22 protein-coding genes are annotated in these 21,887 nt (G+C 61.6%); 9 read left to right on the top strand and 13 right to left on the bottom strand.

What is annotated here, in order from left to right:
• Positions 1-112: 112 nt before the first annotated feature.
• The 5 genes from OZ428_RS31125 to OZ428_RS31145 form a co-directional block, all read right to left on the bottom strand.
• On the bottom strand, positions 113-547 hold the full coding sequence (locus OZ428_RS31125; protein ID WP_133075452.1) for a hypothetical protein: 435 nt from the start codon (positions 545-547) through the stop codon (positions 113-115).
• Positions 510-1,139, bottom strand: coding sequence for a nucleotidyltransferase domain-containing protein (locus tag OZ428_RS31130; RefSeq protein WP_133075453.1), 630 nt, complete (start codon positions 1,137-1,139; stop codon positions 510-512). Before OZ428_RS31130 ends, OZ428_RS31125 begins: the two co-directional genes overlap by 38 nt.
• A 61-nt stretch (positions 1,140-1,200) precedes the next feature.
• Entirely contained in the window at positions 1,201-1,440 is a 240-nt protein-coding gene (locus OZ428_RS31135; RefSeq protein ID WP_028618292.1) for a DUF6124 family protein, read from the bottom strand.
• Positions 1,441-1,768: 328 nt separating this feature from the next.
• Positions 1,769-2,188 carry a hypothetical protein gene (locus tag OZ428_RS31140; RefSeq protein ID WP_177052690.1) on the bottom strand — a complete coding sequence of 140 codons (420 nt, stop codon included), beginning with the start codon at positions 2,186-2,188 and terminating at the stop codon, positions 1,769-1,771.
• A complete protein-coding gene (locus OZ428_RS31145) occupies positions 2,166-2,549 on the bottom strand; it encodes a polymorphic toxin type 44 domain-containing protein (RefSeq protein WP_269132230.1) in 384 nt (127 codons plus the stop codon). The genes OZ428_RS31140 and OZ428_RS31145 overlap by 23 nt, the downstream gene beginning before the upstream one ends.
• 251 nt (positions 2,550-2,800) lie before the next feature.
• On the opposite strand from OZ428_RS31145, the gene OZ428_RS31150 reads away from it, so the two are divergent.
• The gene (locus tag OZ428_RS31150; protein WP_269134238.1) at positions 2,801-3,088 is read left to right on the top strand and encodes a HigA family addiction module antitoxin; all 288 of its coding nucleotides are present in this window, start codon (positions 2,801-2,803) and stop codon (positions 3,086-3,088) included.
• 136 nt (positions 3,089-3,224) lie between these two features.
• On the opposite strand, the gene OZ428_RS31155 is transcribed toward OZ428_RS31150, so the two are convergent.
• From OZ428_RS31155 to pilG, 6 genes are all read right to left on the bottom strand, one after another.
• The gene (locus OZ428_RS31155) at positions 3,225-3,680 is read right to left on the bottom strand and encodes a chemotaxis protein CheW (RefSeq protein WP_133075455.1); all 456 of its coding nucleotides are present in this window, start codon (positions 3,678-3,680) and stop codon (positions 3,225-3,227) included.
• Positions 3,673-9,477 (bottom strand): Hpt domain-containing protein, encoded by a 5,805-nt coding sequence (locus tag OZ428_RS31160; RefSeq protein ID WP_269132231.1) that lies wholly within the window; start codon positions 9,475-9,477, stop codon positions 3,673-3,675. The genes OZ428_RS31155 and OZ428_RS31160 overlap by 8 nt, the downstream gene beginning before the upstream one ends.
• A gap of 184 nt (positions 9,478-9,661) precedes the next feature.
• A complete protein-coding gene (locus tag OZ428_RS31165; RefSeq protein ID WP_016976049.1) occupies positions 9,662-11,713 on the bottom strand; it encodes a methyl-accepting chemotaxis protein in 2,052 nt (683 codons plus the stop codon).
• On the bottom strand, positions 11,710-12,234 hold the full coding sequence (locus OZ428_RS31170) for a chemotaxis protein CheW (RefSeq protein WP_033897068.1): 525 nt from the start codon (positions 12,232-12,234) through the stop codon (positions 11,710-11,712). Before OZ428_RS31170 ends, OZ428_RS31165 begins: the two co-directional genes overlap by 4 nt.
• A 12-nt stretch (positions 12,235-12,246) precedes the next feature.
• Positions 12,247-12,612 carry a twitching motility response regulator PilH gene (gene pilH, locus OZ428_RS31175; protein ID WP_016976047.1) on the bottom strand — a complete coding sequence of 122 codons (366 nt, stop codon included), beginning with the start codon at positions 12,610-12,612 and terminating at the stop codon, positions 12,247-12,249.
• 46 nt (positions 12,613-12,658) lie between these two features.
• Positions 12,659-13,066, bottom strand: a complete 408-nt coding sequence (gene pilG, locus OZ428_RS31180; protein WP_010564379.1) for a twitching motility response regulator PilG — start codon at positions 13,064-13,066, stop codon at positions 12,659-12,661.
• Between the two features lie 239 nt (positions 13,067-13,305).
• On the opposite strand from pilG, the gene gshB reads away from it, so the two are divergent.
• The 7 genes from gshB to OZ428_RS31215 all read left to right on the top strand — a co-directional run bounded on the left by gshB (position 13,306) and on the right by OZ428_RS31215 (position 19,193).
• Positions 13,306-14,259, top strand: coding sequence for a glutathione synthase (gene gshB, locus OZ428_RS31185; protein WP_028618297.1), 954 nt, complete (start codon positions 13,306-13,308; stop codon positions 14,257-14,259).
• Between the two features lie 77 nt (positions 14,260-14,336).
• Complete coding sequence (locus tag OZ428_RS31190; RefSeq protein ID WP_133075457.1) at positions 14,337-15,242, top strand: energy transducer TonB; 906 nt, start codon at positions 14,337-14,339, stop codon at positions 15,240-15,242.
• Between the two features lie 67 nt (positions 15,243-15,309).
• Positions 15,310-15,879 carry a YqgE/AlgH family protein gene (locus OZ428_RS31195; RefSeq protein WP_133075458.1) on the top strand — a complete coding sequence of 190 codons (570 nt, stop codon included), beginning with the start codon at positions 15,310-15,312 and terminating at the stop codon, positions 15,877-15,879.
• Complete coding sequence (gene ruvX / locus OZ428_RS31200) at positions 15,879-16,316, top strand: Holliday junction resolvase RuvX (RefSeq protein ID WP_003195067.1); 438 nt, start codon at positions 15,879-15,881, stop codon at positions 16,314-16,316. Before OZ428_RS31195 ends, ruvX begins: the two co-directional genes overlap by 1 nt.
• A gap of 73 nt (positions 16,317-16,389) precedes the next feature.
• On the top strand, positions 16,390-16,896 hold the full coding sequence (pyrR, locus tag OZ428_RS31205; RefSeq protein WP_033897063.1) for a bifunctional pyr operon transcriptional regulator/uracil phosphoribosyltransferase PyrR: 507 nt from the start codon (positions 16,390-16,392) through the stop codon (positions 16,894-16,896).
• Positions 16,897-16,920: 24 nt separating this feature from the next.
• Positions 16,921-17,925, top strand: coding sequence for an aspartate carbamoyltransferase catalytic subunit (locus OZ428_RS31210; protein WP_016976042.1), 1,005 nt, complete (start codon positions 16,921-16,923; stop codon positions 17,923-17,925).
• The gene (locus OZ428_RS31215; RefSeq protein WP_269132232.1) at positions 17,922-19,193 is read left to right on the top strand and encodes a dihydroorotase; all 1,272 of its coding nucleotides are present in this window, start codon (positions 17,922-17,924) and stop codon (positions 19,191-19,193) included. The genes OZ428_RS31210 and OZ428_RS31215 overlap by 4 nt, the downstream gene beginning before the upstream one ends.
• Positions 19,194-19,238: 45 nt before the next feature.
• On the opposite strand, the gene OZ428_RS31220 is transcribed toward OZ428_RS31215, so the two are convergent.
• A complete protein-coding gene (locus OZ428_RS31220; protein ID WP_442964811.1) occupies positions 19,239-19,667 on the bottom strand; it encodes an NINE protein in 429 nt (142 codons plus the stop codon).
• A gap of 250 nt (positions 19,668-19,917) precedes the next feature.
• On the opposite strand from OZ428_RS31220, the gene OZ428_RS31225 reads away from it, so the two are divergent.
• On the top strand, positions 19,918-20,559 hold the full coding sequence (locus OZ428_RS31225; RefSeq protein ID WP_028618303.1) for a C40 family peptidase: 642 nt from the start codon (positions 19,918-19,920) through the stop codon (positions 20,557-20,559).
• A gap of 254 nt (positions 20,560-20,813) precedes the next feature.
• Here the strand turns inward: OZ428_RS31225 and OZ428_RS31230 are convergent, their stop codons facing one another.
• A complete protein-coding gene (locus tag OZ428_RS31230) occupies positions 20,814-21,848 on the bottom strand; it encodes a type IV pilus twitching motility protein PilT (protein ID WP_269132233.1) in 1,035 nt (344 codons plus the stop codon).
• Positions 21,849-21,887: the final 39 nt, after the last annotated feature.

Consider the following 21,887-nt stretch of genomic DNA (forward strand, 5'->3'; position numbering starts at 1 on the left):
GGCCATCAATCAAGCTGGGCGGTGGATCGTTACGGTTGGAGTAACAGAGCACCAACAAACATGCAGCCTCCTGTAGGGGCTGGCTTGCCAACTCCTACAGTTGACCGGTGATTCATTCCCACCTATGACCAGCAAGCAATGCTTCCATATTGCTCATTAATGTCTTAGCACTTTCCATTAACTGGCCCAGCAGCGCCTCATCTTCATCCATGTACCCTTCATATTCCGCCAGGTTCCGACGTTCATGACACAACGCCAACAACCTCACCTGCACCTTGCCGGCGTCTGCGGTATGAACCAGGCATTGAAAGACCAGATAGCGTTTGTCCGAGCGATACCCTTGCAAGCGCAAGGCCGTAAGGGCGATAGCATGAGCAGCGTTGTAAGCCAGGTCGAAACGACTGGCGAATGATAACTGTGGATTGCCAGCATCCCTCAAACGATCCCTGGCTGAACGAATCAGCCCCTCACACTCCTTGCGATCCGATGGCTCAGCCTTCAAGCCGCCGCTACGTTGCAGATTTTCCAGGTTTACCTTGTTGTCCATCCGTGGATTCCAGGGGGTTGCTCCCCATCAGGTTGATCTTGTCCTGCTGCACGACCCGCTGCACAAAACTGTTCCCGGCATTCCATTTGCCGATCCAGTCTTCAGGGGTGTAAAGCGTCGGGTTGAGGGTGCGGCCCAGTCGCTCTTCCAGCGGCATGAGCTGCTCCATGACGTCACTGTAGTTGAGGCTTTCGCCGATCAACATGAGATCTATGTCACTGGATGAGTGCGCCTCGCCTTTGGCGATGGAGCCGTAGATAAACGCCCAGGTTATCTGCTTGGCGAAGGGCGCCAGTGCACTGCGCAATGGTTCATCCAGGCTCAGGGTCTTGCGCACGATGGCCAACAATTCCGAATAAATCGGGCATTGGGGGTTGGCTTGATAATGGGTCTGGTTGCCTTGGCGCGTCATGCTCAAGATGCCCGCCAACTGCAGACGTTCAAGCTCGCGGGTGAGGCTGCCCTTGCCCACCTGGGCCCATCGCGCAATTTCATTGGTGAAGAAGCTTTGCTCGGGTTTGCCGAACAGCAGGCCCAGTACTTTTTGTTGGGTGACTGTGAAGAGTGCAGTACTGAGCGGCAAGGTGTGCATGGCAGCGGCCAAAGAGTCCCAAAAAGGGAACGATAGGTCCCTTTTTGGGAACGATCAAGTTTTAAGCGACTGCAGAAGGGGAAATCTGTTCCAGGGCCCGATCCACTAATAGCTGCCCCAGCTCCGCCATTTGCTGGATGCCGAGCATGATCGCGCGCTGGGAGGTGTCCAGGTCGAAGGCGAGATTGCAGGTGAGTGCGTTAAGGGAAGACAGGGTTTCGCTGGCGTTGACCAGCAGGGTTTCGGTGTTTTCGTGCGGGTTTACGGTGAAGAGCGGCGGGTTGGGGGTAGGTTTGACCATGATGAAGCTCCTAAACAGTGAGTAAGGAGCGCCACCTTTCGCTTGCACGCGAATGAGGGTGGCGACCGTGCGCAGGTGTGCAAGACCGGGCCTGTTTAGGACACCCAGCAGGTCCGAAGACCTCCTGCGCGCAGCCGCCATAAAGCAGCGAGCACAAAAAACGCCCGTTGGTTGGCTGGGCGTTTGTACGCCTAAACAGTTTCGTCGGACTTGCACGTCCGTGTCACCGTTTTTTGCGATGACAGGACGAAGACTAGGCGCGCTGACGGCACGCGACAAGTTCATGCACAGCCCAAAATCTTGCAGGAAAAATCCGAAGCCAGCCGGTCTACAACTTCATGTCTATTCTCACAGCCCCCAAACCTTCGAGCGGGTAACTACGGTATTCATAAACCTCCCCACGAACAGTAAGGCGGATGAGGCCAGCCTGTCGGGTGACTTGAACATCCGGCTCTTTAGTTTTCAGAAAGGGATGTGCCGACACCAGTGTCGTGAGTATTTCCCGATCATTACCCAGATCCTTGTGGACGTAGTACAGGTAGGAAAAGCCCACCGTAGCGCCACCCTGATTGTTTCGCGCACCGTAAATGGAGCTCCCGTTATTCAGGGAATACTTGAGCACAACCTCATCCAATTCCGGTGGACCTGGGCTCATCAACCAACCAACACCCAAGTACCCGAGACACACCACCAGCAGCCCATTGAACAAGCCCTGGACCGGCCACTTAATACCCTTGAGCTCTGGCATATTCGATACCCTCCTTGATCCAATGCTGGTCACTGTGATCATCACCATACGGCGCATCGCCCCACCAGTCTCCGAACCCCGCCCGAGAAGTCCCTGCTGCCTTTTGCGCCGCACCAGCCGCTCTCAACAGCACACTCTCCGGAATACCCAGCACAATGCCGGTAACGCCGTAGTTGAAGTTACCGAACGCCTCGTACTCACGGCTTTTCTGTTTGTAATCCCAAGGGCCACGCCCCCGAACCTGTGAGTAAAACCACGAATAGGCGAAGGCCGAACCAGGCTTCAAATGCATCCTGCGGTTGTTGGCCAAGGCGATATTGTCTTGCAGCGAAACGCCCGAGGGTATGGGAGGGACGGCCATTTGCGAATCCTTGCTGATGGGGTTGAGCGATAAAAACTAGCACTCAAAAATCAGTAAAAATACGAAGGTGAGACTTACAGAAATTTCAGACACGCTATCAGTCCGAGCCCTACCTACGGTTGTCGTCCCGACAAGCAACAAGGAATGTTCTGACAGCGTTTTCAGGTTGTTGCTCGGAACCCGTTTCTCTAGCATTTTTTTTCCGAACCCCGCCACGGTCGAACGTCATGAATCCAAACACTAAGCCTGATATGACCCTGCACAACCCCCCTCACCCAGGTGAAATCCTGCTTGAAGATGTAATCCCTGCCCTGGACATTACCATCACCGAAATGGCCCGGCGCCTGGGATTCGCCCGTGAGACGTTTTCGAGGATTTTGCATGGGCGTGCGCCTGTCAGTCCTGACTTGGCGGTCCGGCTTGAGCGGGCAGGAGTGAGCACTGGGCAGTTATGGCTGTCGATGCAAAGCGCCTATGACTTGTGGCAGGCCGAGCATCGGGAGCAGCCGGTGATTGAGCGGTTTGCGCGGATTGATTGAGGTCTGGAGGCGAGCACAATTCAGGGTGGGAGCTGGCTTGCCTGCGATGGCGGTTTATCAGTCACTGCATCAACAACTGATCCAACGCCATCGCAGGCAAGCCAGCTCCCACATTGGATTTTCACAGGGCTTACGATCAGGCCAGGCCGGATTCTACCAACAGTGCCTCAAGTCCCATCAAATCCGGCACCTTCGCCACATGCTCGCCCACCTGCACCGCCGCCAGCTCCAGCGGGCACAGCGGCACATCCACGTAGCTCAATTCACTATCAAGCTTGTACGACCGGGGAATCCCCTGGATCACCAGCGCAATAAACTTCAGCGTCGGCCGCCCACCCAACGCGTTCAACACCACGATCCGCGAGCGTTCGCCGGTCACGCTGGCTTCGCCGCACACCGCTTCAAAGCTGATCAGCGGGATTTGCCGATCGCGCCAGGTCACTTGCCGCAAATACCACGGCGGTGCATCACTGGCCGGTTCGCCGCGCTGGAAATCGATCAGTTCGGCGATGGCGACGTTGGGCAGTACCAGGAGGCGGTCGGCCAGGGGTAGCAGCAGGCCGGTGAGCTGGCTGGCGCGGTGGTCAAGCATGGGACTTGCTCCAGTAGGCGATGCTTTCGAGCAGCACCGATTCCTGGTACGGCTTGCCGAGGTAGTCATTCACGCCGATGGCCATGGCGCGGTCGCGGTGTTTCTGGCCGGTGCGCGAGGTGATCATGATGATCGGCAGGCGCATCAGTCGAGGGTCGTTGCGCACTTGGGTGGCGACTTCGAAGCCATCCATACGCGGCATTTCGATGTCGAGCAGCATCAGGTCCGGGGTGTGTTCTTCCAGCACGGCGAGGGCGTCGATACCGTCTTTGGCGGTGAGCACGTTCATGCCATTGCGTTCCAGCAGGCGGCTGGTGACTTTGCGCACGGTGACCGAGTCGTCCACCACCAGCACCAGCAACGGGCGCTTTTTCAGCGGGTCGTTGAGGATCAGCGGCGCATCCACCGACTGGGCCGGCAAGGCCGGTTGGCGCGCACGGATATGCGCCAGCAAGTCGATGATCAACACCACGCGGCCATCGCCCAGAATCGTCGCGCCAGACAAACCCTGCACGCCGGCAAACTGCGGCCCCAGGCCCTTGACCACAATCTCCCGCGTGCCAGCCATGGCGTCCACATGGATCGCCACGCGCCGCTCATTGCACTGCACCAGCAGTACCGGCACCGGTTGATATTGGCCCAACAGCTTCGGGCGGCTGACGGTGTGCAGCAGGTCGCCCAGGTAAAACAGCTCGTAACGCTGGCCGGCGTATTCATAACGCGGCGGATCCTGCTGGTAATGCCCGGCCAACTCATGGGGCAACACACGCACCAGGCCTTCGATGGTGTTGAGCGGGATCGCATATTGATCGTCCGCACATTGCACCATCAGCGCACGGTTGACGGACACGGTGAACGGCAAGCGAATACGAAAGTGCACGCCCATACCCGGCGTCGAGTCGATGAACATCGAGCCGCCCAACTGACGCACTTCTTCATGCACCACATCCATGCCCACACCACGCCCGGAAATCTGCGTGATCTTTTCCGCCGTGGAGAAGCCCGGTTGCAGGATGAACTGCAACACGTCGCGGTCGCTGATCTCTTGATTCGGATCGAGCAAACCGCGCTTGATTGCCTTGCGCCGCACCGCCTCCAGCGGCACACCCGCGCCGTCGTCGCGCATGTCGAAGACGATGTCGCCGCCTTCGTGGGTCAGGTCCAGAGTGATGCGACCTTTCTCCGGTTTGCCGGCCAGCAGCCGTGCATCGCGGGACTCCAGCCCATGGTCGACGGCGTTACGCAGCATGTGTTCCAGCGGCGCCGCCATGCGTTCCAGCACGTTGCGGTCCATCTCGCCTTCAGCGTTGCCGACGATGAACTCCACGTCCTTGCCCAACTCGCCCGCCACTTGACGCACGATGCGCTTGAGGCGCGGCAGCATGCGTTCGAACGGCACCATGCGCGTGCGCATCAGGCCTTCCTGCAACTCAGTGTTGATACGTGCCTGCTGCTGCAACAGATCGTGGGCGTCCTCGTTGCGACGTTCTAGGGTGTCCTTGAGGTCGAGCAGGTCAGAGGCAGATTCGGACAACGCGCGCGACAGTTGCTGCAACTGCGAATGGCGGTCCATTTCCAGCGGGTCGAAGTCTTCATAGCCCAGACGCTCGGCCTCGGCTTGCTGGCGGCTGAGGATACGGCCCTGGGTCTCGGTGTCGAGACGGCGCAGTTGGTCGCGCATGCGCTCAATCGTAGTTTCCACTTCGGTCAGGGCAATGCGTGCGTCGTTGACTTGTTGTTCGATACGGCCACGGAAGATCGAAGTTTCACCAGCCAGGTTGACCAGGTCGTCGAGCAGCTCGGCAGAGATCTTCACCATATCGGCCATCGGATCGACGACGGCCTCCGCCTTGCCCGCCGGCAACGCCAATGGCGTCACCGGCTCGTCGCTCGGGTGCACCAGGCTTTTGATGCGCTCGATGAGCTTGTCCACCGAGCCGACCGGCAAGCCGTCCGCCACCGCGTCGATCATCTGCGCCAGGCGGTCATGGCAGCCTTGCAGCAACGCGAACAATTCCGGGGATGGCGCGAGCAAACCGGCGGACAGGCCTTCATAGAGAAATTCCAGCTCATGGGCCAGGTCGCCGATGGGTGCAATCTCGACCATACGCGCGCCGCCCTTGAGGGTGTGCAGGTCGCGCAGCAGAGTCTCCACTTCCTGGCGATTGCCGGGCTCGGCCTGCCAGCGCGACAGCGCAGCACTGGAGCTGTCGAGGATGTCGGCGGCCTCTTCGAGGAAGATATCCAACAGCTCAGGGTCGGCGCCGGACGCGGGCGGCGCGGCGACCGGTGCCGCTGGCGCGCTGCCTTGGCGCAATGCGCGCACCCTGGCGATCAGCTCGGCGCTGTCGCTCAAAGGTTGGTGATGGTGCAGCTCTTCAAGCTGTAAGGCGAGGCGTTCATGGCTGGCCATCAGCACTTGGGACAACTCGGCAGAGTAGCTGTAGCGGCGGTCCACCAGCCCTTCGTACAGGCATTCCAACTCGTGGGCCAGGTCGCCAATCGGCTCGATTTCCGCCATGCGCGCGCCGCCCTTGAGGGTGTGCAGATCGCGTTGCAGCGACGACAGCGGCGCGGCGTTGTCGGGCTCCAGCAACCAGCGCTTGAGCGACTGACCGGCGCTGTCGAGGATGTCCACGGCTTCTTCGAGGAAGATCTCGACGATCTCGTCGTCCATCGTGGTTTGCTGATCCAACTGCTGTGTGGCGGCGCCCAGTTCGGCAATGCTCAACGCGCGGCTGCCATCGCTTTTGATCAGGCCGGTGGCGGACGGGTCGAGGGCTTCGTCCAATAACTCGCGCAAGGCTTGGACACGGGCCGGCGCCGGGCTGATTTCCTGGCCGGCGGCCAGCTGGTCGAGCATGCTGATCAGCGCTTCATGGGCCTGTTCGGCCTCATGGAAAAACCGCTCGCTGACCGCCAGGCTGCTTTCCTCCACGGCGCCGTACAGGTCGAGCAACGCTTCGCAGAGTGCGTCGATGGCGTACAGGTCGGCAACGTGTGCGCCCTCCCCCAGCGTGGTCAATTCATCCAGCAGCGCGGTGAGTTCCTGGCGTTCGCCGGGGTGTTGCTGCCAGCGACGTAGCAGGCTTTCGGCGTCGAGCAGGATGTCCATGCCCTGCGCCAGGAAGTTGGCGATCAACTGTGGGTCGCGCTTGATGCGCACGTCGAGCAGTGCTTCAAGCTGCTGATCCAGCAGGCTCTGGGTGCGGTTGATCAGGTCCTCTGCGCCGTTGATCGGCGCCAGGGGATCGCTGTCCAAGTCACGCAGCCCTCGCTGGAACAGGCCTTCGGCTTCCAGCAGCAACTCCACTTCGTCCAGGTCCAGCGGCAGGCGGTGGGCCTTGTATTCGCGGGTCAGGTGGTCGAGCGGGCGCGCCAGCTCGGCGATGGGCAACACGCCAGCCATGTAGGCGCTGCCCTTGAGGGTGTGCAGGGCGCGCTGAAGTTCATCGCTGACTTGCAGCGGCACATGCTCGGCGGCCTGGTGCAGGAAGTGGTTGAGGCTGTCCAGATGGCTTTGGGCTTCGTTGCGGAAAATCTCCAGCAGCATCGGGTCATGAGGCTCGGCGGTCAGCGCGGGTGTACCGCTGGCCAAGGCGTGGGCACGGGCGGCCAGGGCGTCGACTTCATCGCGTTGACGCTGGTCGTCGATGGCAAAGTCAGCGATCAACTCCGGCAGCAAGGCCACCGCTTCGTCCAGCACCTGCTGCACGTCGGGGCCAAGGTTCACGCTGCGCTCCAGCACACGGTTCAGCAGGTTTTCCACCGCCCAGGCCAGCTCGGCCAAGACCAGGGCGCGCACCATGCGGCCGCTGCCTTTGAGGGTGTGGAAGGCGCGGCGCATTTCGGCCTGGGCGGTTTTGTCCGCGCTGTTGGGCAGGTAACGGTGCAGCACCTCGAGGACTTCGTCGGTCTCCTCAAGGAAGACTTCGCGCAGTTCATCGTCGATGGGTTCTTCATCGGCCGGCGGCGGCAACAGGCTGCCGGGGCGTTGCAGGGCCGGCGGGTTCAGGCGCGACGTGGGGCTGGCGAGTGCGTCGAACTGGGATTGGCTCGGCGTAACCTCGGCCGAGAGCGCGCCATCCGGTGCAACCAGGGCCTGGCGCCAGGGTTTTTCGGCGGGCAGGTAACCCAGTGCGGCCAAGCCTTGGGTGGCCAGTTCCAGCACACGCTCACCCGCCGCATCCGGATCCTGGAGCATGCGCTCCAGGTAATACTCCAGGCTGCTGATCACGTCGGCGAAATGCGCCAGTTGCCTCTCGGAGGGCGGTGCATCGTTGCCCATCAGCTGCTCGTCGACGTAATCCGTGCAGCCGAGCATCAGGCTGGCCGCGCGGGGCAACGGGATCATCGCCAGGGCGCCGCGCACCTGGCTGAGCAGCTCCGGCAGGGACTCCAGGCGCTGGCGGTCCCAATCAGCTTCGATGCAGTCGATCACCAGTTCCTTAGCTTGCTTGAGGCACTGGCAGGATTCACGGATCACCAACTGGTGGATCTGGGTCAGGTCGGTGGTGGGCAGGCGGCTTTCCTCGCGGCTTTCCGGCTCGACGGTGCCGACCATGCCCGCCAGCGTGGCTTCGACGTAGAGCAAGGCGCCGGCGACATCCATCAGCACGGCGTCGTTGGGTGCTCGATGGCCCTGGGCCAGGCTCAGCACCACGGCGAGTTGGTCGATGATGACTTTACGTGGCTGGCCGAAGCCCAGCACCGCCAGGGTGTCGGCGATTTGCCGCAGCGGCGCGAGCAGCGCATCAAGGTCGCTGGTGTGCTGGCGGTCGCTGCGTACGAACAAGTCGAGGCGTTCTTTGACCCGCACCAACTCTTCACACAAGGCCCCCAGCACCGAGCCCATGGCGTTGCGATCGGGCCCAGCCAGGCGTGCGCGCTCGGCGTCGACCACCGCGCTGTCAGGCAAGGCTTCATCCAGGCCGTAGCGCTCCTTCAGGCTTTGCATGCGCGGCGTTGGCCGGGTGACCTTGGCGACATAGAACAATAGGCTCTTGAGCAGCTCATCCGGCGCCGGCTGGTTGATGCCGCCAATGCCTTGGGCCAGCAGGCGCTTGAGTTGTTTGTCGCTGGCCTTGAGCAGGCTGCGCAGCGCCGGACTGTTGGCGATCACGCCAGTGAGCATGCCTTCGACCAGTGCCGAGGTGACTTGCCACAGCGGCAACAGCGGCGCGCCTTGGCACAGTGCTTCGAGGCGTGCGAACACCCGCGCCATGTCTTCCAGGTTGCTGGGGCCATGGTCTTCACGCAGCAGCCCGGCCAGCGCCTGCTGTAAAAGCTGGTGCCACTGGCGCAGTTGCTCTTTCAGGTCGGGTACCGCGCGTTGGGCCAGGGCCTCATCCGGCAGTGGCGCGATGGTCAGCAGTTGCGGGCTGAACAGGCTGGTTTCCGACAACAGGCTTTCGCCGTGCGCGCTGCGCAGGTCATTGAGCAGTGGCAACACCACCAGTGGCAGGTCGCGGCGGGCGCTGTGCACGCGGTCCAGGTACAACGGCAATTGAGTCAGGGCCTGTTGCAACAGGCGGATGCTTTCGTCGCGCTGACCGACACTCCCGGCTTGCAGGGCCAGGGCCAATTCTTCGATTTCCTCGGCCAGCAGCGCCGCGCCGTAGAACTCGACCATCTGCAACGCGCCATGCACTTGATGGACGCACGCCAGGCACTCGCTGATCGCTTCGGCGTCTGTAGTCTCGACATAAGCGTCGAGCGCCGAGCGAGCCTGTTTCAGGGTTTCGGCAATGTCGCCCTTGACCCATTCGAGGGCCACGTAGTCGTGCCGATCAACCATAACTGCTCCGCTTAGAATTCGTGGATTGCTGATGTTGCCAAGATCTCCCGACTGGTGGAGATCAACTGTGGGAGCTGGCTTGCCTGCGATAGCGGTGGGTCAGCAACACATCTGTATCTGACAGACCGCTATCGCAGGCAAGCCAGCTCCCACAGTTGGACTGTGGTGTTCTTCAGATAGCATTTTAATCATTGACCTGCTTGGGCGGTGGCAAGGTGAAGCCCGACACCGACCGCCGCAACTGGCTGGCCATTTTCGCCAGGTTGCCGATGCTTTCGGCGGTGGCCGTGGAGCCCGACGAGGTCTGGGTGGTGATCTGTTGGATCACGTTCATGGTCAGGGAGATCTGCCCGGCCGATGAGGTCTGTTGCTGCGCTGCGTTGGAGATACTCTGGATCAGCGCCGCCAGGGTCTTGGATACGCCTTCGATCTCTTCCAGCGCCACCCCGGCGTCCTGGGCCAGCCGCGCGCCGCGCACCACTTCGGTGGTGGTCTGTTCCATGGAAATGACCGCTTCGTTGGTGTCGGCCTGGATCGCCCGCACCAACGTTTCAATCTGCCGGGTCGCCGCCGATGAGCGCTCGGCCAGGCGCTGCACTTCGTCAGCCACCACCGCAAAGCCGCGTCCGGCATCACCGGCCATGCTTGCCTGGATTGCTGCGTTGAGGGCGAGGATGTTGGTCTGGTCGGCAATGTCGTCGATCAGGCTGACGATGTCGCCAATTTCCTGGGACGACTCGCCCAGGCGCTTGATGCGCTTGGCGGTGTCTTGGATCTGCTCGCGGATGTTGTCCATGCCGTGGATGGTGTTGTGCACCACCTCGTTGCCCTTGTTGGCGATTTCCACCGAGCGCTCTGCCACCGCCGAGGACTCGGCAGCGTTGGCCGAGACCTGGTCGATGGACTGGGCCATCTGGTTGATCGCGGTGGACGCCTCGGCGATCTGCTGGGCCTGGTGCTCCGAGGCCTGGGCCAAGTGCATCGCGGTGGCTTGGGTGTCCTGCACGGCGCCGGCGACTTGCCCGGCGGTAAGGTTGATGGTGGCGACCAGGTCGCGCAGTTGGTCGACGGAATAGTTGATGGAATCGGCGATGGTGCCGGTGAAGTCTTCGGTCACCGAGGCGGTCACGGTGAGGTCGCCGTCGGCCAGGTCTTCGATTTCATCCAGCAGGCGCATGATCGCGTTCTGGTTGCGTTCGTTCTTCTCGGCGGTTTCGTGCAGCTGGCGGTTGGTCTCGCGCACCATCACCAGGCCGATCAGAATGATCGAGGTCAGGGCGAGCAGGCCCAGGACATAGCCGCCGATGGTGTCGAAACTGCGCCCGCTGGCGAGGTTTTCGAACCCGGTGGCCAGGTGCGAGGCTTCATCGAGCAGGGTTTGCGAGAGGTTGAAGATGTTGCTCGCCGAGGCCCGCACCTGGAACAGCTGCGGCGAGGTTTCGAGGATCTCATCCACGGAGCCGGAAACGAACTCGAACAGCTCGGCGATTTCCGCCAACCGCGCGCGGGCGTCGCGGTCTTCGACCTGGGTGATGCGCAAACCGGGGTTGCCCTGGAGCATGCCATTGAGCACCTGGCCGAAGCGGTTGGCGTCGCGACCAAAGGCATCGGCGGCCTGCACGGCGGTTTCGTCGCCGGCCAGCACGGTGTTCACCGCGCCAAGGATACGTTCGGCCAGCAGTGATTGGCGCTGGGCCAACGCTACCTGGCTGGCCGGAGCACCGCGTTGCAGGAGGATATCGACGACCTTTTCCGATTCCATCTGCAGTTGCGGCACGGTTTCGGCCAGGGTCGCGGCCACCTGATGCAGCGACAGCACGGTCTGCTCGCTGGCGAGGATCGCGTCGGTGTTTTTCAGCAGTGCTTCCCAGTCGGTCTGCACCGCGCGCATTTCGGCACGCACTGCGCTGGGCGCGGCGGGCAGGCCGGTTTGCGGGTCACCTTTTTTCAGGAAGCCCCAGCGCTGGGCGAAGTCGTTACGCGCATCGCCCAGCAGCTTGAACGCCGCAGCCTTGCCGGCGGCGGCTTCGGTGGCGTTCTTGGCGATACGCTGGGACAGCACGCGCAACTCACCGGCATGGCCGATGTACTGTTTGTCGTAGGTGGATTGGGTGTTGAGGTACGCAAAGTTGGCGAACAGCAACATGATGAACACGATCAGTGCGATGAACAGCACGATGATCTGCGAGCGGCTGCGCGAGCCGGCCTGGGGTTTGAGTGCGGTAGCGGTGGTCATGCGGCAACATCCATGAAGCCAGGGGCCTGGGCCAGGGCGAAGGGGCTGAACACCTGCCACGACGGGTCGCCGTCGAACCGGCCTTGAATAAACGCTGCGTCGGGCGCGGTGTTCGCCCGCCAGGCGTCTTGTGCGAAATGCTGCATCCCCACCACCTCGTCGACCAGCAGCCCGACAAACACGTCGTTGAACTCCACCACCAGCACCCGCCGTTGCTTGCGCGCCTTGGACAGCTCAAGGCCGAGGAACCCACCCAAATCCATCACCGGCAACAGGCGCCCACGCAGGTTGGCCACGCCCTTGACCCAGGCCTTGACCCCGGGCATCAGCGTGCAGCGTGGTTCGTGCAGGACTTCGGCGACTTCGCCCATGGGCGCCACATACCAGTGCTGGCCCAAGCGAAAGCCGATTCCGCTCCAGCGTTGCAGGCGGGTTTCCTGGGACGGCAGGTCAGCGGCCAGCAGGCGGCAGCGGCGGTCGATGTCCAGCAGCAGCTCGAAGGCGGTTTGCGACTCGGTCATGATGGCGAGCCGTCAGCCGGCCAGCACCTTGTTCAGGGTGGCGATCAGGGTTTCTTCATCCACCGGCTTGGTCAGGTAATCCTTGGCGCCCTGGCGCGCGCCCCAGATCTTGTCGGTTTCCTGGTCCTTGGTGGTGATGATGATGATCGGGATGCCGTTGGTTTCCGGCTCCTTGGACAGCTGGCGGGTGGCCTGGAAGCCGTTGAGGCCCGGCATCACAATGTCCATCAGCACGGCGTCGGGCAATTCCTGGCGGGCCAGGGCCACGCCGTCCGCGCCGTTTTCGGCCTTGAGGACCTGGTGGCCATGCTTTTCCAGCATGCCGGTCAGTTTGTACATTTCGGTCGGCGAATCGTCGACGATCAGAACACGTGCCATGTTTTTCCCCACTACATAGGTGGACGCCTGCCCTTGTGAGGCGGCGTCAGTGTGCTTGTTCTACTGCGGCGAACCCCGGCACGTAGGCCTTGATCGCGCCCAGCAGTTCTTCCTTGCTGAAAGGCTTGGTCAAAAACTGATCGACCCCCACGATGCGCCCCTTGGCCTTGTCGAACAGGCCATCCTTGGACGACAGCATGATCACCGGGATCGACTTGAACGCCGGGTTGTTCTTCACCAGCGCGCAGGTCTGATAGCCATCCAGGCGCGGCATCATGATGTCGACAAAAATAATGTGCGGGTGATGATCAACAATCCGGGCCAGGGCATCGAAACCGTCGATGGCCGTGATGACATCGCACCCGACGTTCTTCAACAAGGTCTCAGCGGTGCGGCGGATCGTCTTCGAATCATCGATCACCATCACTCTCAAGGCGTTGGAATGCTGTTCCATATCTGCTCTGCCATCGCCACAGCGAATCGGTTTTCGGTGTGTACTGCCTGATGTTGCACAGGATGAGCGCCGCGGGCCTTGGAATTCAAGGGCTGCTGCGCCGTGGCAGTCTTTTTAGCACAGTCTCCGGGCGCAATCTATCGAGCAACCGGCCAGGTGGTTTTTCCTTGACCCACAACAGCCGCAGCGCCACTCTGACGCCACTTTTATGCGCCCTTATTTGCTAGAGGAAATCCCCCATGAGCGTTCGCGTCGGCATTGTCATGGACCCTATCGCCAGCATTTCCTATAAAAAGGACAGCTCGCTGGCCATGCTCCTGGCCGCCCAGGCCCGCGGCTGGACCCTGTTCTATATGGAGCAGCGCGACCTTTACCAGGGCGACGGCGAGGCCCGTGCACGCATGCGCCCGCTGCAGGTGTTTGCCAACCCTGAAAAGTGGTTCGAACTGCAAGATGAAATCGACAGCCCGCTGAGCGATCTGGACGTGATCCTGATGCGCAAGGACCCACCGTTCGACATGGAGTTCGTCTACTCCACTTACCTGCTGGAGCAGGCCGAGCGCGCCGGCGTGCTGATCGTCAACAAGCCGCAGAGCCTGCGCGACTGCAATGAAAAGCTGTTCGCTACCCTGTTCCCACAGTGCACGCCGCCGACCGTGGTCAGCCGCCGCGCCGATGTGCTGCGTGAATTCGCCGCCAAGCATGGCGATGTGATCCTCAAGCCGCTGGACGGCATGGGCGGCACCTCGATCTTCCGTCACCGCGCAGGCGACCCGAACCTGTCGGTGATCCTGGAAACCCTGACCGCGCTGGGCACCCAGCAGATCATGGGCCAGGCCTACCTGCCGGCAATCAAGGACGGTGACAAGCGCATCCTGATGATCGACGGCGAGCCGGTGGATTACTGCCTGGCGCGCATCCCAGCGGCGGGCGAGACCCGTGGCAACCTGGCGGCCGGTGGTCGGGGTGAAGCACGCCCGCTGTCGGACAAGGACCGTTGGATTGCAGCCCAGGTCGGCCCGACCCTGCGTGAAAAGGGCCTGCTGTTTGTCGGCCTGGACGTGATCGGCGAGAACCTGACTGAAATCAACGTCACCAGCCCGACCTGCATCCGCGAGATCGACAACGCATTTGGCACCAACATCGGCGAAATGTTGATGGCCGCCATTGAGCGCAAGCTGCAGGCCAAGTGATATAGAACAGCCGGACACGCACCAACATTGCGCTATCATGCCCCACCTGTGAAACGCGCGATGTTGGTTTTTTTGTCATGACACTCCCGTCCGAGCTGCCCCCCGAACTCTCCCACAGCGGCGTGCGCCCGGCTGATCGGCTCGGATTTACCCTGTTCCTGGCCGCGTTGATTCACCTGGCCCTGATCCTCGGCGTGGGTTTCACCCTGGTCGAGCCCAAGCAGATCAGCAAAACCCTGGAAATCACCCTCGCCACGTTCAAAAGCGAGAAAAAGCCGGAAAAAGCCGACTTTCTCGCCCAGGACAATCAGCAAGGCAGCGGCACCCTCGACAAGAAAGCCGTGCCCAAGACCACTGAAGTGGCGCCGTTCCAGGACAACAAGGTGAATAAAGTCACCCCACCACCGGTGCCCAAGCCGGAGGTCAAGCAGGCCGCGCCCAAGGCGGCGGTGACTACCGTCGCACCCAAGCCGCAAAAAGCCCCGACCCAGCGCGAAAAGACCAAGAGCGAACCCACGCCCGAGCCCGTAAAGCCGGCGCCGACGTTCGACAGTTCGACGCTCTCCGACGAGATCTCCAGCCTCGAAGCCGAACTGGCCAACGAACAGCAGCTGTACGCCAAGCGCCCGCGCATCTACCGGCTCAACGCCGCCTCGACCATGCGCGACAAAGGTGCCTGGTACAAAGACGAGTGGCGCAAGAAGGTCGAGCGCATCGGCAACCTCAACTACCCGGAAGAAGCCCGGCGCCAGCAGATTTACGGCAATTTGCGTCTATTGGTTTCAATCAACCGCGACGGCACGTTATATGAAGTGCAGGTACTGGAGTCGTCCGGCCAGCCGTTGCTGGACCAGGCCGCCCAGCGCATCGTGCGCCTGGCCGCGCCTTTCGCGCCGTTCAGCGGTGATTTGAACGACGTCGATCGCCTGGAAATCATCCGCACCTGGAAGTTCGCCAAGGGCGATCGGTTGTCGAGCAATTGATGACAATTGCCCCCTGTGGCACATCACCAGCTTGTCAGTTCGCCCCTCCACCGCCACACTATCGAACATGAAAAACGTCAGCCCGACCTACCTCAAGCATCAATTCCTGATCGCCATGCCCCATATGGCCGACCCGAACTTTGCGCAGACCTTGACCTACATCGTCGAGCACACGGCCAATGGTGCGATGGGGCTGGTGGTCAACCGCCCGCAGGAGCTGAACCTGGCGGATATTCTTGAGCAACTGCGCCCGGAACTCGATCCACCCGCCCGCTGCCAGGGTGTGCCGATCTACATCGGCGGGCCGGTACAGACCGATCGCGGTTTTGTGCTGCACCCGCCGGGGCCGAAATTCCAGGCCACGGTCGACTTGGACGGTGTGTCACTGTCCACCTCCCAGGACGTGTTGTTCGCCATCGCCGACGGTGTGGGCCCCGAGCAGAGTGTAATCACCCTCGGTTATGCGGGCTGGGAAGCGGGCCAATTGGAAGCCGAACTGGCCAGCAACGCCTGGCTGACGTGCCCCTTCGACGCCGACATCCTGTTCAACACGCCCAGCGAACTGCGTCTGGAAGCGGCTGCGGCCAAGCTGCGGGTCAACCTCAGCCTGTTGACCAGCCAGGCGGGGCACGCCTGATGGCTTTGCGACTGATCCTGGGTTTTGACTACGGCACCAAACAGATCGGCGTCGCCGTCGGCCAGGTCATCACCGGCCAGGCCCGCGAGCTGTGCACCTTGAAAGCCCAGAACGGCGTGCCGGACTGGAACCAGGTCGAAGCCCTCATTAAAGAGTGGAAGCCCGATGCGGTGGTGGTCGGCCTGCCGTTGAACATGGACGGCACCCCCAGCGACATGTGCCTGCGCGCCGAAAAATTCGCCCGCCGCCTCAATGGCCGCTACAACCTGCCCTTTTATACCCACGATGAACGCCTCACCACCTTTGAAGCCAAGGGTGAGCGCCGTGACCGTGGCGGGCAGAAGGGCAGCTACCGCGACAACCCCGTGGACGCCATCGCCGCCGCCCTGTTGTTGCAGGGATGGTTGGATGAAAACACTGCTTTATTTGAATCCTGACTGACGCGGCTTGCCGCGTCTTTTTACGTTTGAGCCCGGACCTTGCCTGCGCCAAGGTCCTGAAGGAGCCTGCATGAGCCTGCCGAACCCCGCCGAACTGATCAGCCAGATGGCCACAAGCCTCACGGCCCATCTGCAACACCGCAACATCAGCGAGCCGCGCTTCATCGGCATTCGCACCGGTGGTGTGTGGGTGGCCCAGGCATTGCTGGAAGCACTGGGCAGCGACTCGCCCCTCGGCACCCTCGACGTGTCCTTCTATCGTGACGACTTCAGCCAGAACGGCCTGCACCCACAAGTGCGCCCGTCGGCCCTGCCGTTCGAGATCGAAGGCCAGCACTTGGTGCTGATCGACGACGTGTTGATGAGTGGCCGCACCATCCGTGCCGCCATGAACGAACTGTTCGACTACGGCCGCCCGGCCAGCGTGACCTTGGTGTGCCTGCTCGACCTGGATGCCGGCGAACTGCCGATCAGCCCGGATGTGGTCGGCGCCACACTGTCGCTTTCAGCCCACCAGCGGGTAAAATTGTCCGGTCCCACGCCGCTCGAACTCGAACTGCAAGACCTCGCCCTTTAAACCGCCTTGTAAAGAGTCCCCGCGATGACGCCTCTCGATGCCAAGCGCCCGCTGCAGCTCAATGCTCAGGGCCAGTTGCAACACTTCTTGTCCCTCGACGGTTTGCCCCGCGAACTGCTCACCGAAATCCTCGACACCGCCGACTCGTTCCTCGAAGTCGGTGGCCGCGCGGTGAAGAAGGTCCCGCTGCTGCGCGGCAAGACCATCTGCAATGTGTTCTTCGAGAACTCCACGCGCACCCGTACCACCTTTGAACTGGCGGCCCAGCGGCTGTCGGCCGACGTGATCACGCTGAACGTGTCCACCTCGTCGGCAAGCAAGGGCGAGACCCTGCTCGACACCCTGCGCAACCTGGAAGCCATGGCCGCCGACATGTTCGTGGTGCGCCACGGCGACTCCGGCGCCGCGCACTTCATCGCCGAACACGTGTGCCCGCAGGTGGCGATCATCAACGGCGGCGACGGCCGTCACGCCCACCCGACCCAGGGCATGCTCGACATGCTCACCATCCGTCGGCACAAGGGCAGCTTTGAAAACCTCTCGGTGGCCATTGTCGGCGACATCCTGCACTCGCGGGTTGCACGCTCCAACATGCTGGCCCTCAAAGCCCTGGGTTGCCCGGATATCCGCGTGATCGCACCAAAAACCCTGCTGCCGATCGGCATCGAACAGTACGGCGTGAAGGTCTACACCGACATGGCCGCAGGCCTCAAGGACGTGGATGTAGTGATCATGCTGCGCCTGCAACGCGAGCGCATGGCCGGTGGCCTGCTGCCGAGCGAAGGCGAGTTCTACCGCCTGTTCGGCCTGACCACTGCGCGCCTGGCCGGCGCCAAGCCGGATGCCATCGTCATGCACCCGGGCCCGATCAACCGTGGGGTAGAGATTGAGTCGGCGGTGGCCGACGGCCCTCAGTCGGTGATCCTGAACCAGGTCACCTACGGCATCGCCGTCCGCATGGCCGTGCTGTCCATGGCCATGAGCGGGCAAACCGCGCAACGTCAATTCGAGCAGGAGAACGCCCAGTGAAGCTCAGCATTCTTGGCGCTCGCGTTATCGATCCGGCCAGTGGCCTGGATCAAGTTACTGATTTGCATCTGGAAGCCGGCAAGCTTATCGCCATCGGCGCTGCTCCGGCGGGTTTCAGCGCGACTGAAACCCTCGACGCCAAAGGCTTGGTGGCCGCGCCGGGCCTGGTCGACCTGAACGTCGCCCTGCGCGAGCCAGGCTACAGCCGCAAAGGCAACATCATCAGCGAAACCCGCGCCGCCGCTGCCGGTGGCGTGACCAGCCTGTGCTGCCCGCCGCACACCAAGCCGATCCTCGACACGTCGGCCGTGACCGAACTGATCCTCGACCGCGCCCGTGAAGCCGGCAATTGCAAGGTGTTCCCTATCGGCGCCCTGAGCAAAGGCCTGGAAGGCGAACAACTCGCCGAACTGATCGCCCTGCGCGACGCCGGTTGTGTGGCCTTCGGCAATGGCCTGGAAAGCTTTCGCAGCACCCGCACGCTGTTACGCGCCCTGGAATACGCAGCCACCTTCGACCTGACGGTGATTTTCCATTCTCAGGACCGCGACCTGGCCGAAGGCGGCCTGGCCCATGAAGGCGCCGTGGCCAGCTTCCTTGGCCTGCCGGGCATTCCGGAAACCGCCGAGACGGTGGCGTTGGCCCGTGACCTGTTGCTGGTGGAACAAAGCGGCGTGCGCGCGCACTTCAGCCAGTTGACCAGCGCTCGCGGCGTCGCCCTGATCGCCCAGGCCCAGGCCCGTGGTTTGCCGGTAACGGCGGATGTGGCGCTGTATCAGCTGATTCTGACGGATGAAGCGCTGATCGACTTCTCCAGCCTGTACCACGTGCAGCCGCCGCTGCGCGCCCTGGCCGACCGCGAAGGTTTGCGCGCGGCGGTCAAGTCCGGCGTGGTCTCGGCAATTTCCAGCCATCACCAGCCCCATGAGCGGGATGCCAAGCTGGCACCGTTTGGCGCGACAGAGCCGGGCATCAGCAGTGTCGAACTGTTGCTGCCGTTGGCGATGACGTTGGTGGAAGACGGATTGCTGGACTTGCCGACCTTGCTGGCACGCCTGAGCGCTGGCCCGGCCGAGGCCCTGCGCCTGCCGGCGGGTAAGTTGGCGGTGGGATCGGCGGCGGATCTGGTGCTGTTCGACCCGGCCAACTCCACGGTTGCCGGGGAGCAGTGGTTATCCAAGGGTGAAAACTGCCCGTTCATTGGGCACAGCCTGCCGGCGACGGTGCGCTACACCCTGGTCGACGGACGCATCAGCTACCAGGCTTGACGCTACAAACCTGTAGGAGCGAGCAAGCTCGCCCCTACAGGTGATTTATCGCCCGGAATTGCGTTCAGCATTGCGGATCGAAATCTGCGTATTCAATGTCCAGAAGTCATACAGCACCCCCACCAGGAACAAGCCGCCGGTCAGCAGGTAGATCAAGCCGGTGATCCATTTGCCCTGGTACATGCGGTGCACGCCAAATACCCCCAGAAACGCCAACAGGATCCAGGCCACGTTGTATTCGATGGGCCCGGCGGTAAAACGCAGGTCCGCTTCACGGTCCATGGCCGGAATCAGGAAAAAGTCGATCAGCCAGCCAATACCCAACAGACCGAGGGTGAAAAACCAGATCGTGCCGGTGATGGGTTTGCCGTAATAGAAGCGATGCGCCCCGGTAAAACCGAAAATCCACAGCAGGTAACCGATCACCTTACTGTGGGTGTCTTGCTGCGGGCCAATCTGCTGATAGGTGTTCATCGCGTACCTCTTTTGCCTCGATAGATAAATTTTTTCATTTTCTTTGTGACTTTTTTACAGGCGCCCGACGTACGGCAAATGGTATCTTCCCTGCCCTGAAAGCCTTATGCCACCTGGCTTGTGTAGGACAATTGCGGCGAATCGTCGCGTTTTTCCTGATTTTGACGTCAAGGTTCAGTCGACAAACGGCCTGAGAACGGCACAAAAAGCTGTTATAAAGTTGCGCGCAAACCCATAAGAGCCACGCCTAATGCGACCATTTTTCAAGACATGGCTAACCATTTGCCTATTAATGCCACTGGCCGCCCACGCCACCAATCGTGAGCAACGACTTCCTAACGTTAACGGTTTCACCCCTAAAGTCCACAGCACGCCAAGCACCGCCAAGTCGGTAAAGCTGACCGTCAATCGCCCGACTCAACTGAGCAAGGCCCATAACGGCAAAGCAGTCCCAGGCCTGGTTGGCGTCAACACCAAGCAGAGCAGCACCGTCCTCAGCCGCGCCGTCAACGTGCTCGGTACCCCTTATCGTTGGGGCGGCAGCAGCCCAAGTAAAGGGTTCGACTGCAGCGGCTTGGTGAAATATGCGTTCAACGACGTAGCCGCCGTGGATTTGCCGCGCACGTCCAACGCCATGGCCGCTGGCCACGGGCAGAAGGTTGATCGCAAGGACCTGAAACCCGGCGACCTGCTGTTCTTCAAACTGAAGAGCCGCCAGGTGAACCATGTTGCCATCTACCTGGGCAATGACCGTTTCATCCACGCACCGCGTCGTGGCAAGTCGGTGAGTATCGACACCCTGAAGAAGCCGTTCTGGGACAAGAATTACGTGATTGCCAAGCGGGTGCTTCCGAAAGAGCAGAACAACAACCTGCGGGTCGTCCAACGCTAAGCCGGCGTCAAAGCTATGGGCGGCTTGTTGTGGTGAGCGGGCTTCTGTGGTGAGCGGGCTTGCCCCGCGCTGGGGCGCGCAGCGGCCCCAATAAGGCCACCGCATTCCTACAGATACAACTCGCTGCCTGGTTTTGGGGCGGCTTCGCCACCCAGCGCGGGTCAAGCCCGCTCACCACAACAGCCCACTCACCACAAAAACCAGCTCACCACTACAACAAGCCTGCTGCCCATAAAAACCCGTTCCAACCAGCCTCATATGTCTGCTGGCACCCTCGCCTTCTCCCTCGCATCCTCCCGGCTGATCACCCCCGCGCCGACCAACGCCTTCAAACTCATGTCCAGCGTCTTCATCCCCAACGCCCCACCCGTCTGTATCGCTGAAACCATCTGCGCCACCTTGTCCTCCCGGATCAAATTCCGAATGGCCGGCGTGCCCAGCATGATTTCATGAGCCGCCACGCGTCCGCCGCCGACTTTCTTCACCAGTACCTGAGACACCACCGCCTGCAACGACTCCGACAGCATCGAGCGGACCATGGCCTTTTCCCCGGCCGGGAACACGTCCACCAGCCGGTCGACAGTCTTTGCCGCCGAACTGGTGTGCAGGGTGCCAAACACTAGGTGCCCGGTCTCAGCCGCCGTCAGCGCGAGGCGGATGGTTTCCAGGTCGCGCAGTTCGCCCACCAGGATCACGTCCGGGTCTTCGCGCAGTGCCGAGCGCAAGGCAGTGGAAAAACCATGGGTATCGCGATGCACCTGGCGCTGGTTGATCAACGCCATTTTCGGCGTGTGGATAAATTCGATGGGGTCTTCAAGGGTGAGGATGTGCTGACGCCGATGCTGATTGAGAAAATCGATCATCGCCGCCAGAGTCGTAGACTTGCCCGAGCCGGTCGGGCCGGTGACCAGCACCAGACCACGTGGCAGTTGGGCGATACGCTGGAACACTTCGCCAAGACCGAGGCTTTCCAGGCTCTGGACCTCAGAAGGGATGGTGCGAAACACCGCACTCATGCCGCGATCCTGCCGGAACACATTGGCCCGGAAGCGCGCCACGCCGGGCAGTTCGAAGGCAAAGTCTGTTTCAAGAGATGTTTCGAAATCCTTTTGTTGGTGCTGAGTGAGCAAAGGACTCAATAAGTCCGCTACTTGCGTAGGTGAAAGCACCGGCCCCTCCAGCGGCCAGACCTCGCCATCCAGTCGCAGCATCGGCGCCAGGCCGGCAGACACATGCAGGTCGGAGGCACCACGGCGCACGCTGGCCGTGAGTAATTCAGTGATATCCATAGGGCTTTCCATTTCCAGTAGAATGCCGCGGACTCCATA

Source organism: Pseudomonas sp. GXZC (genome assembly GCF_026967615.1).
GTDB classification, from domain to species: domain Bacteria; phylum Pseudomonadota; class Gammaproteobacteria; order Pseudomonadales; family Pseudomonadaceae; genus Aquipseudomonas; species Aquipseudomonas azotoformans_A.

Excerpts from the sequence above, each read along its gene's own strand:
- OZ428_RS31125 (WP_133075452.1), bottom strand. The coding sequence starts at position 547 with ATGGACAACAAGGTAAACCTGGAAAATCTGCAACGTAGCGGCGGCTTG.
- OZ428_RS31130 (WP_133075453.1), bottom strand. The coding sequence starts at position 1,139 with ATGCACACCTTGCCGCTCAGTACTGCACTCTTCACAGTCACCCAACAA.
- OZ428_RS31135 (WP_028618292.1), bottom strand. The coding sequence starts at position 1,440 with ATGGTCAAACCTACCCCCAACCCGCCGCTCTTCACCGTAAACCCGCAC.
- OZ428_RS31140 (WP_177052690.1), bottom strand. The coding sequence starts at position 2,188 with ATGCCAGAGCTCAAGGGTATTAAGTGGCCGGTCCAGGGCTTGTTCAAT.
- OZ428_RS31145 (WP_269132230.1), bottom strand. The coding sequence starts at position 2,549 with ATGGCCGTCCCTCCCATACCCTCGGGCGTTTCGCTGCAAGACAATATC.
- OZ428_RS31150 (WP_269134238.1), top strand. The coding sequence starts at position 2,801 with ATGACCCTGCACAACCCCCCTCACCCAGGTGAAATCCTGCTTGAAGAT.
- OZ428_RS31155 (WP_133075455.1), bottom strand. The coding sequence starts at position 3,680 with ATGCTTGACCACCGCGCCAGCCAGCTCACCGGCCTGCTGCTACCCCTG.
- OZ428_RS31160 (WP_269132231.1), bottom strand. The coding sequence starts at position 9,477 with ATGGTTGATCGGCACGACTACGTGGCCCTCGAATGGGTCAAGGGCGAC.
- OZ428_RS31165 (WP_016976049.1), bottom strand. The coding sequence starts at position 11,713 with ATGACCACCGCTACCGCACTCAAACCCCAGGCCGGCTCGCGCAGCCGC.
- OZ428_RS31170 (WP_033897068.1), bottom strand. The coding sequence starts at position 12,234 with ATGACCGAGTCGCAAACCGCCTTCGAGCTGCTGCTGGACATCGACCGC.
- pilH (WP_016976047.1), bottom strand. The coding sequence starts at position 12,612 with ATGGCACGTGTTCTGATCGTCGACGATTCGCCGACCGAAATGTACAAA.
- pilG (WP_010564379.1), bottom strand. The coding sequence starts at position 13,066 with ATGGAACAGCATTCCAACGCCTTGAGAGTGATGGTGATCGATGATTCG.
- gshB (WP_028618297.1), top strand. The coding sequence starts at position 13,306 with ATGAGCGTTCGCGTCGGCATTGTCATGGACCCTATCGCCAGCATTTCC.
- OZ428_RS31190 (WP_133075457.1), top strand. The coding sequence starts at position 14,337 with ATGACACTCCCGTCCGAGCTGCCCCCCGAACTCTCCCACAGCGGCGTG.
- OZ428_RS31195 (WP_133075458.1), top strand. The coding sequence starts at position 15,310 with ATGAAAAACGTCAGCCCGACCTACCTCAAGCATCAATTCCTGATCGCC.
- ruvX (WP_003195067.1), top strand. The coding sequence starts at position 15,879 with ATGGCTTTGCGACTGATCCTGGGTTTTGACTACGGCACCAAACAGATC.
- pyrR (WP_033897063.1), top strand. The coding sequence starts at position 16,390 with ATGAGCCTGCCGAACCCCGCCGAACTGATCAGCCAGATGGCCACAAGC.
- OZ428_RS31210 (WP_016976042.1), top strand. The coding sequence starts at position 16,921 with ATGACGCCTCTCGATGCCAAGCGCCCGCTGCAGCTCAATGCTCAGGGC.
- OZ428_RS31220 (WP_442964811.1), bottom strand. The coding sequence starts at position 19,667 with ATGAACACCTATCAGCAGATTGGCCCGCAGCAAGACACCCACAGTAAG.
- OZ428_RS31225 (WP_028618303.1), top strand. The coding sequence starts at position 19,918 with ATGCGACCATTTTTCAAGACATGGCTAACCATTTGCCTATTAATGCCA.
- OZ428_RS31230 (WP_269132233.1), bottom strand. The coding sequence starts at position 21,848 with ATGGATATCACTGAATTACTCACGGCCAGCGTGCGCCGTGGTGCCTCC.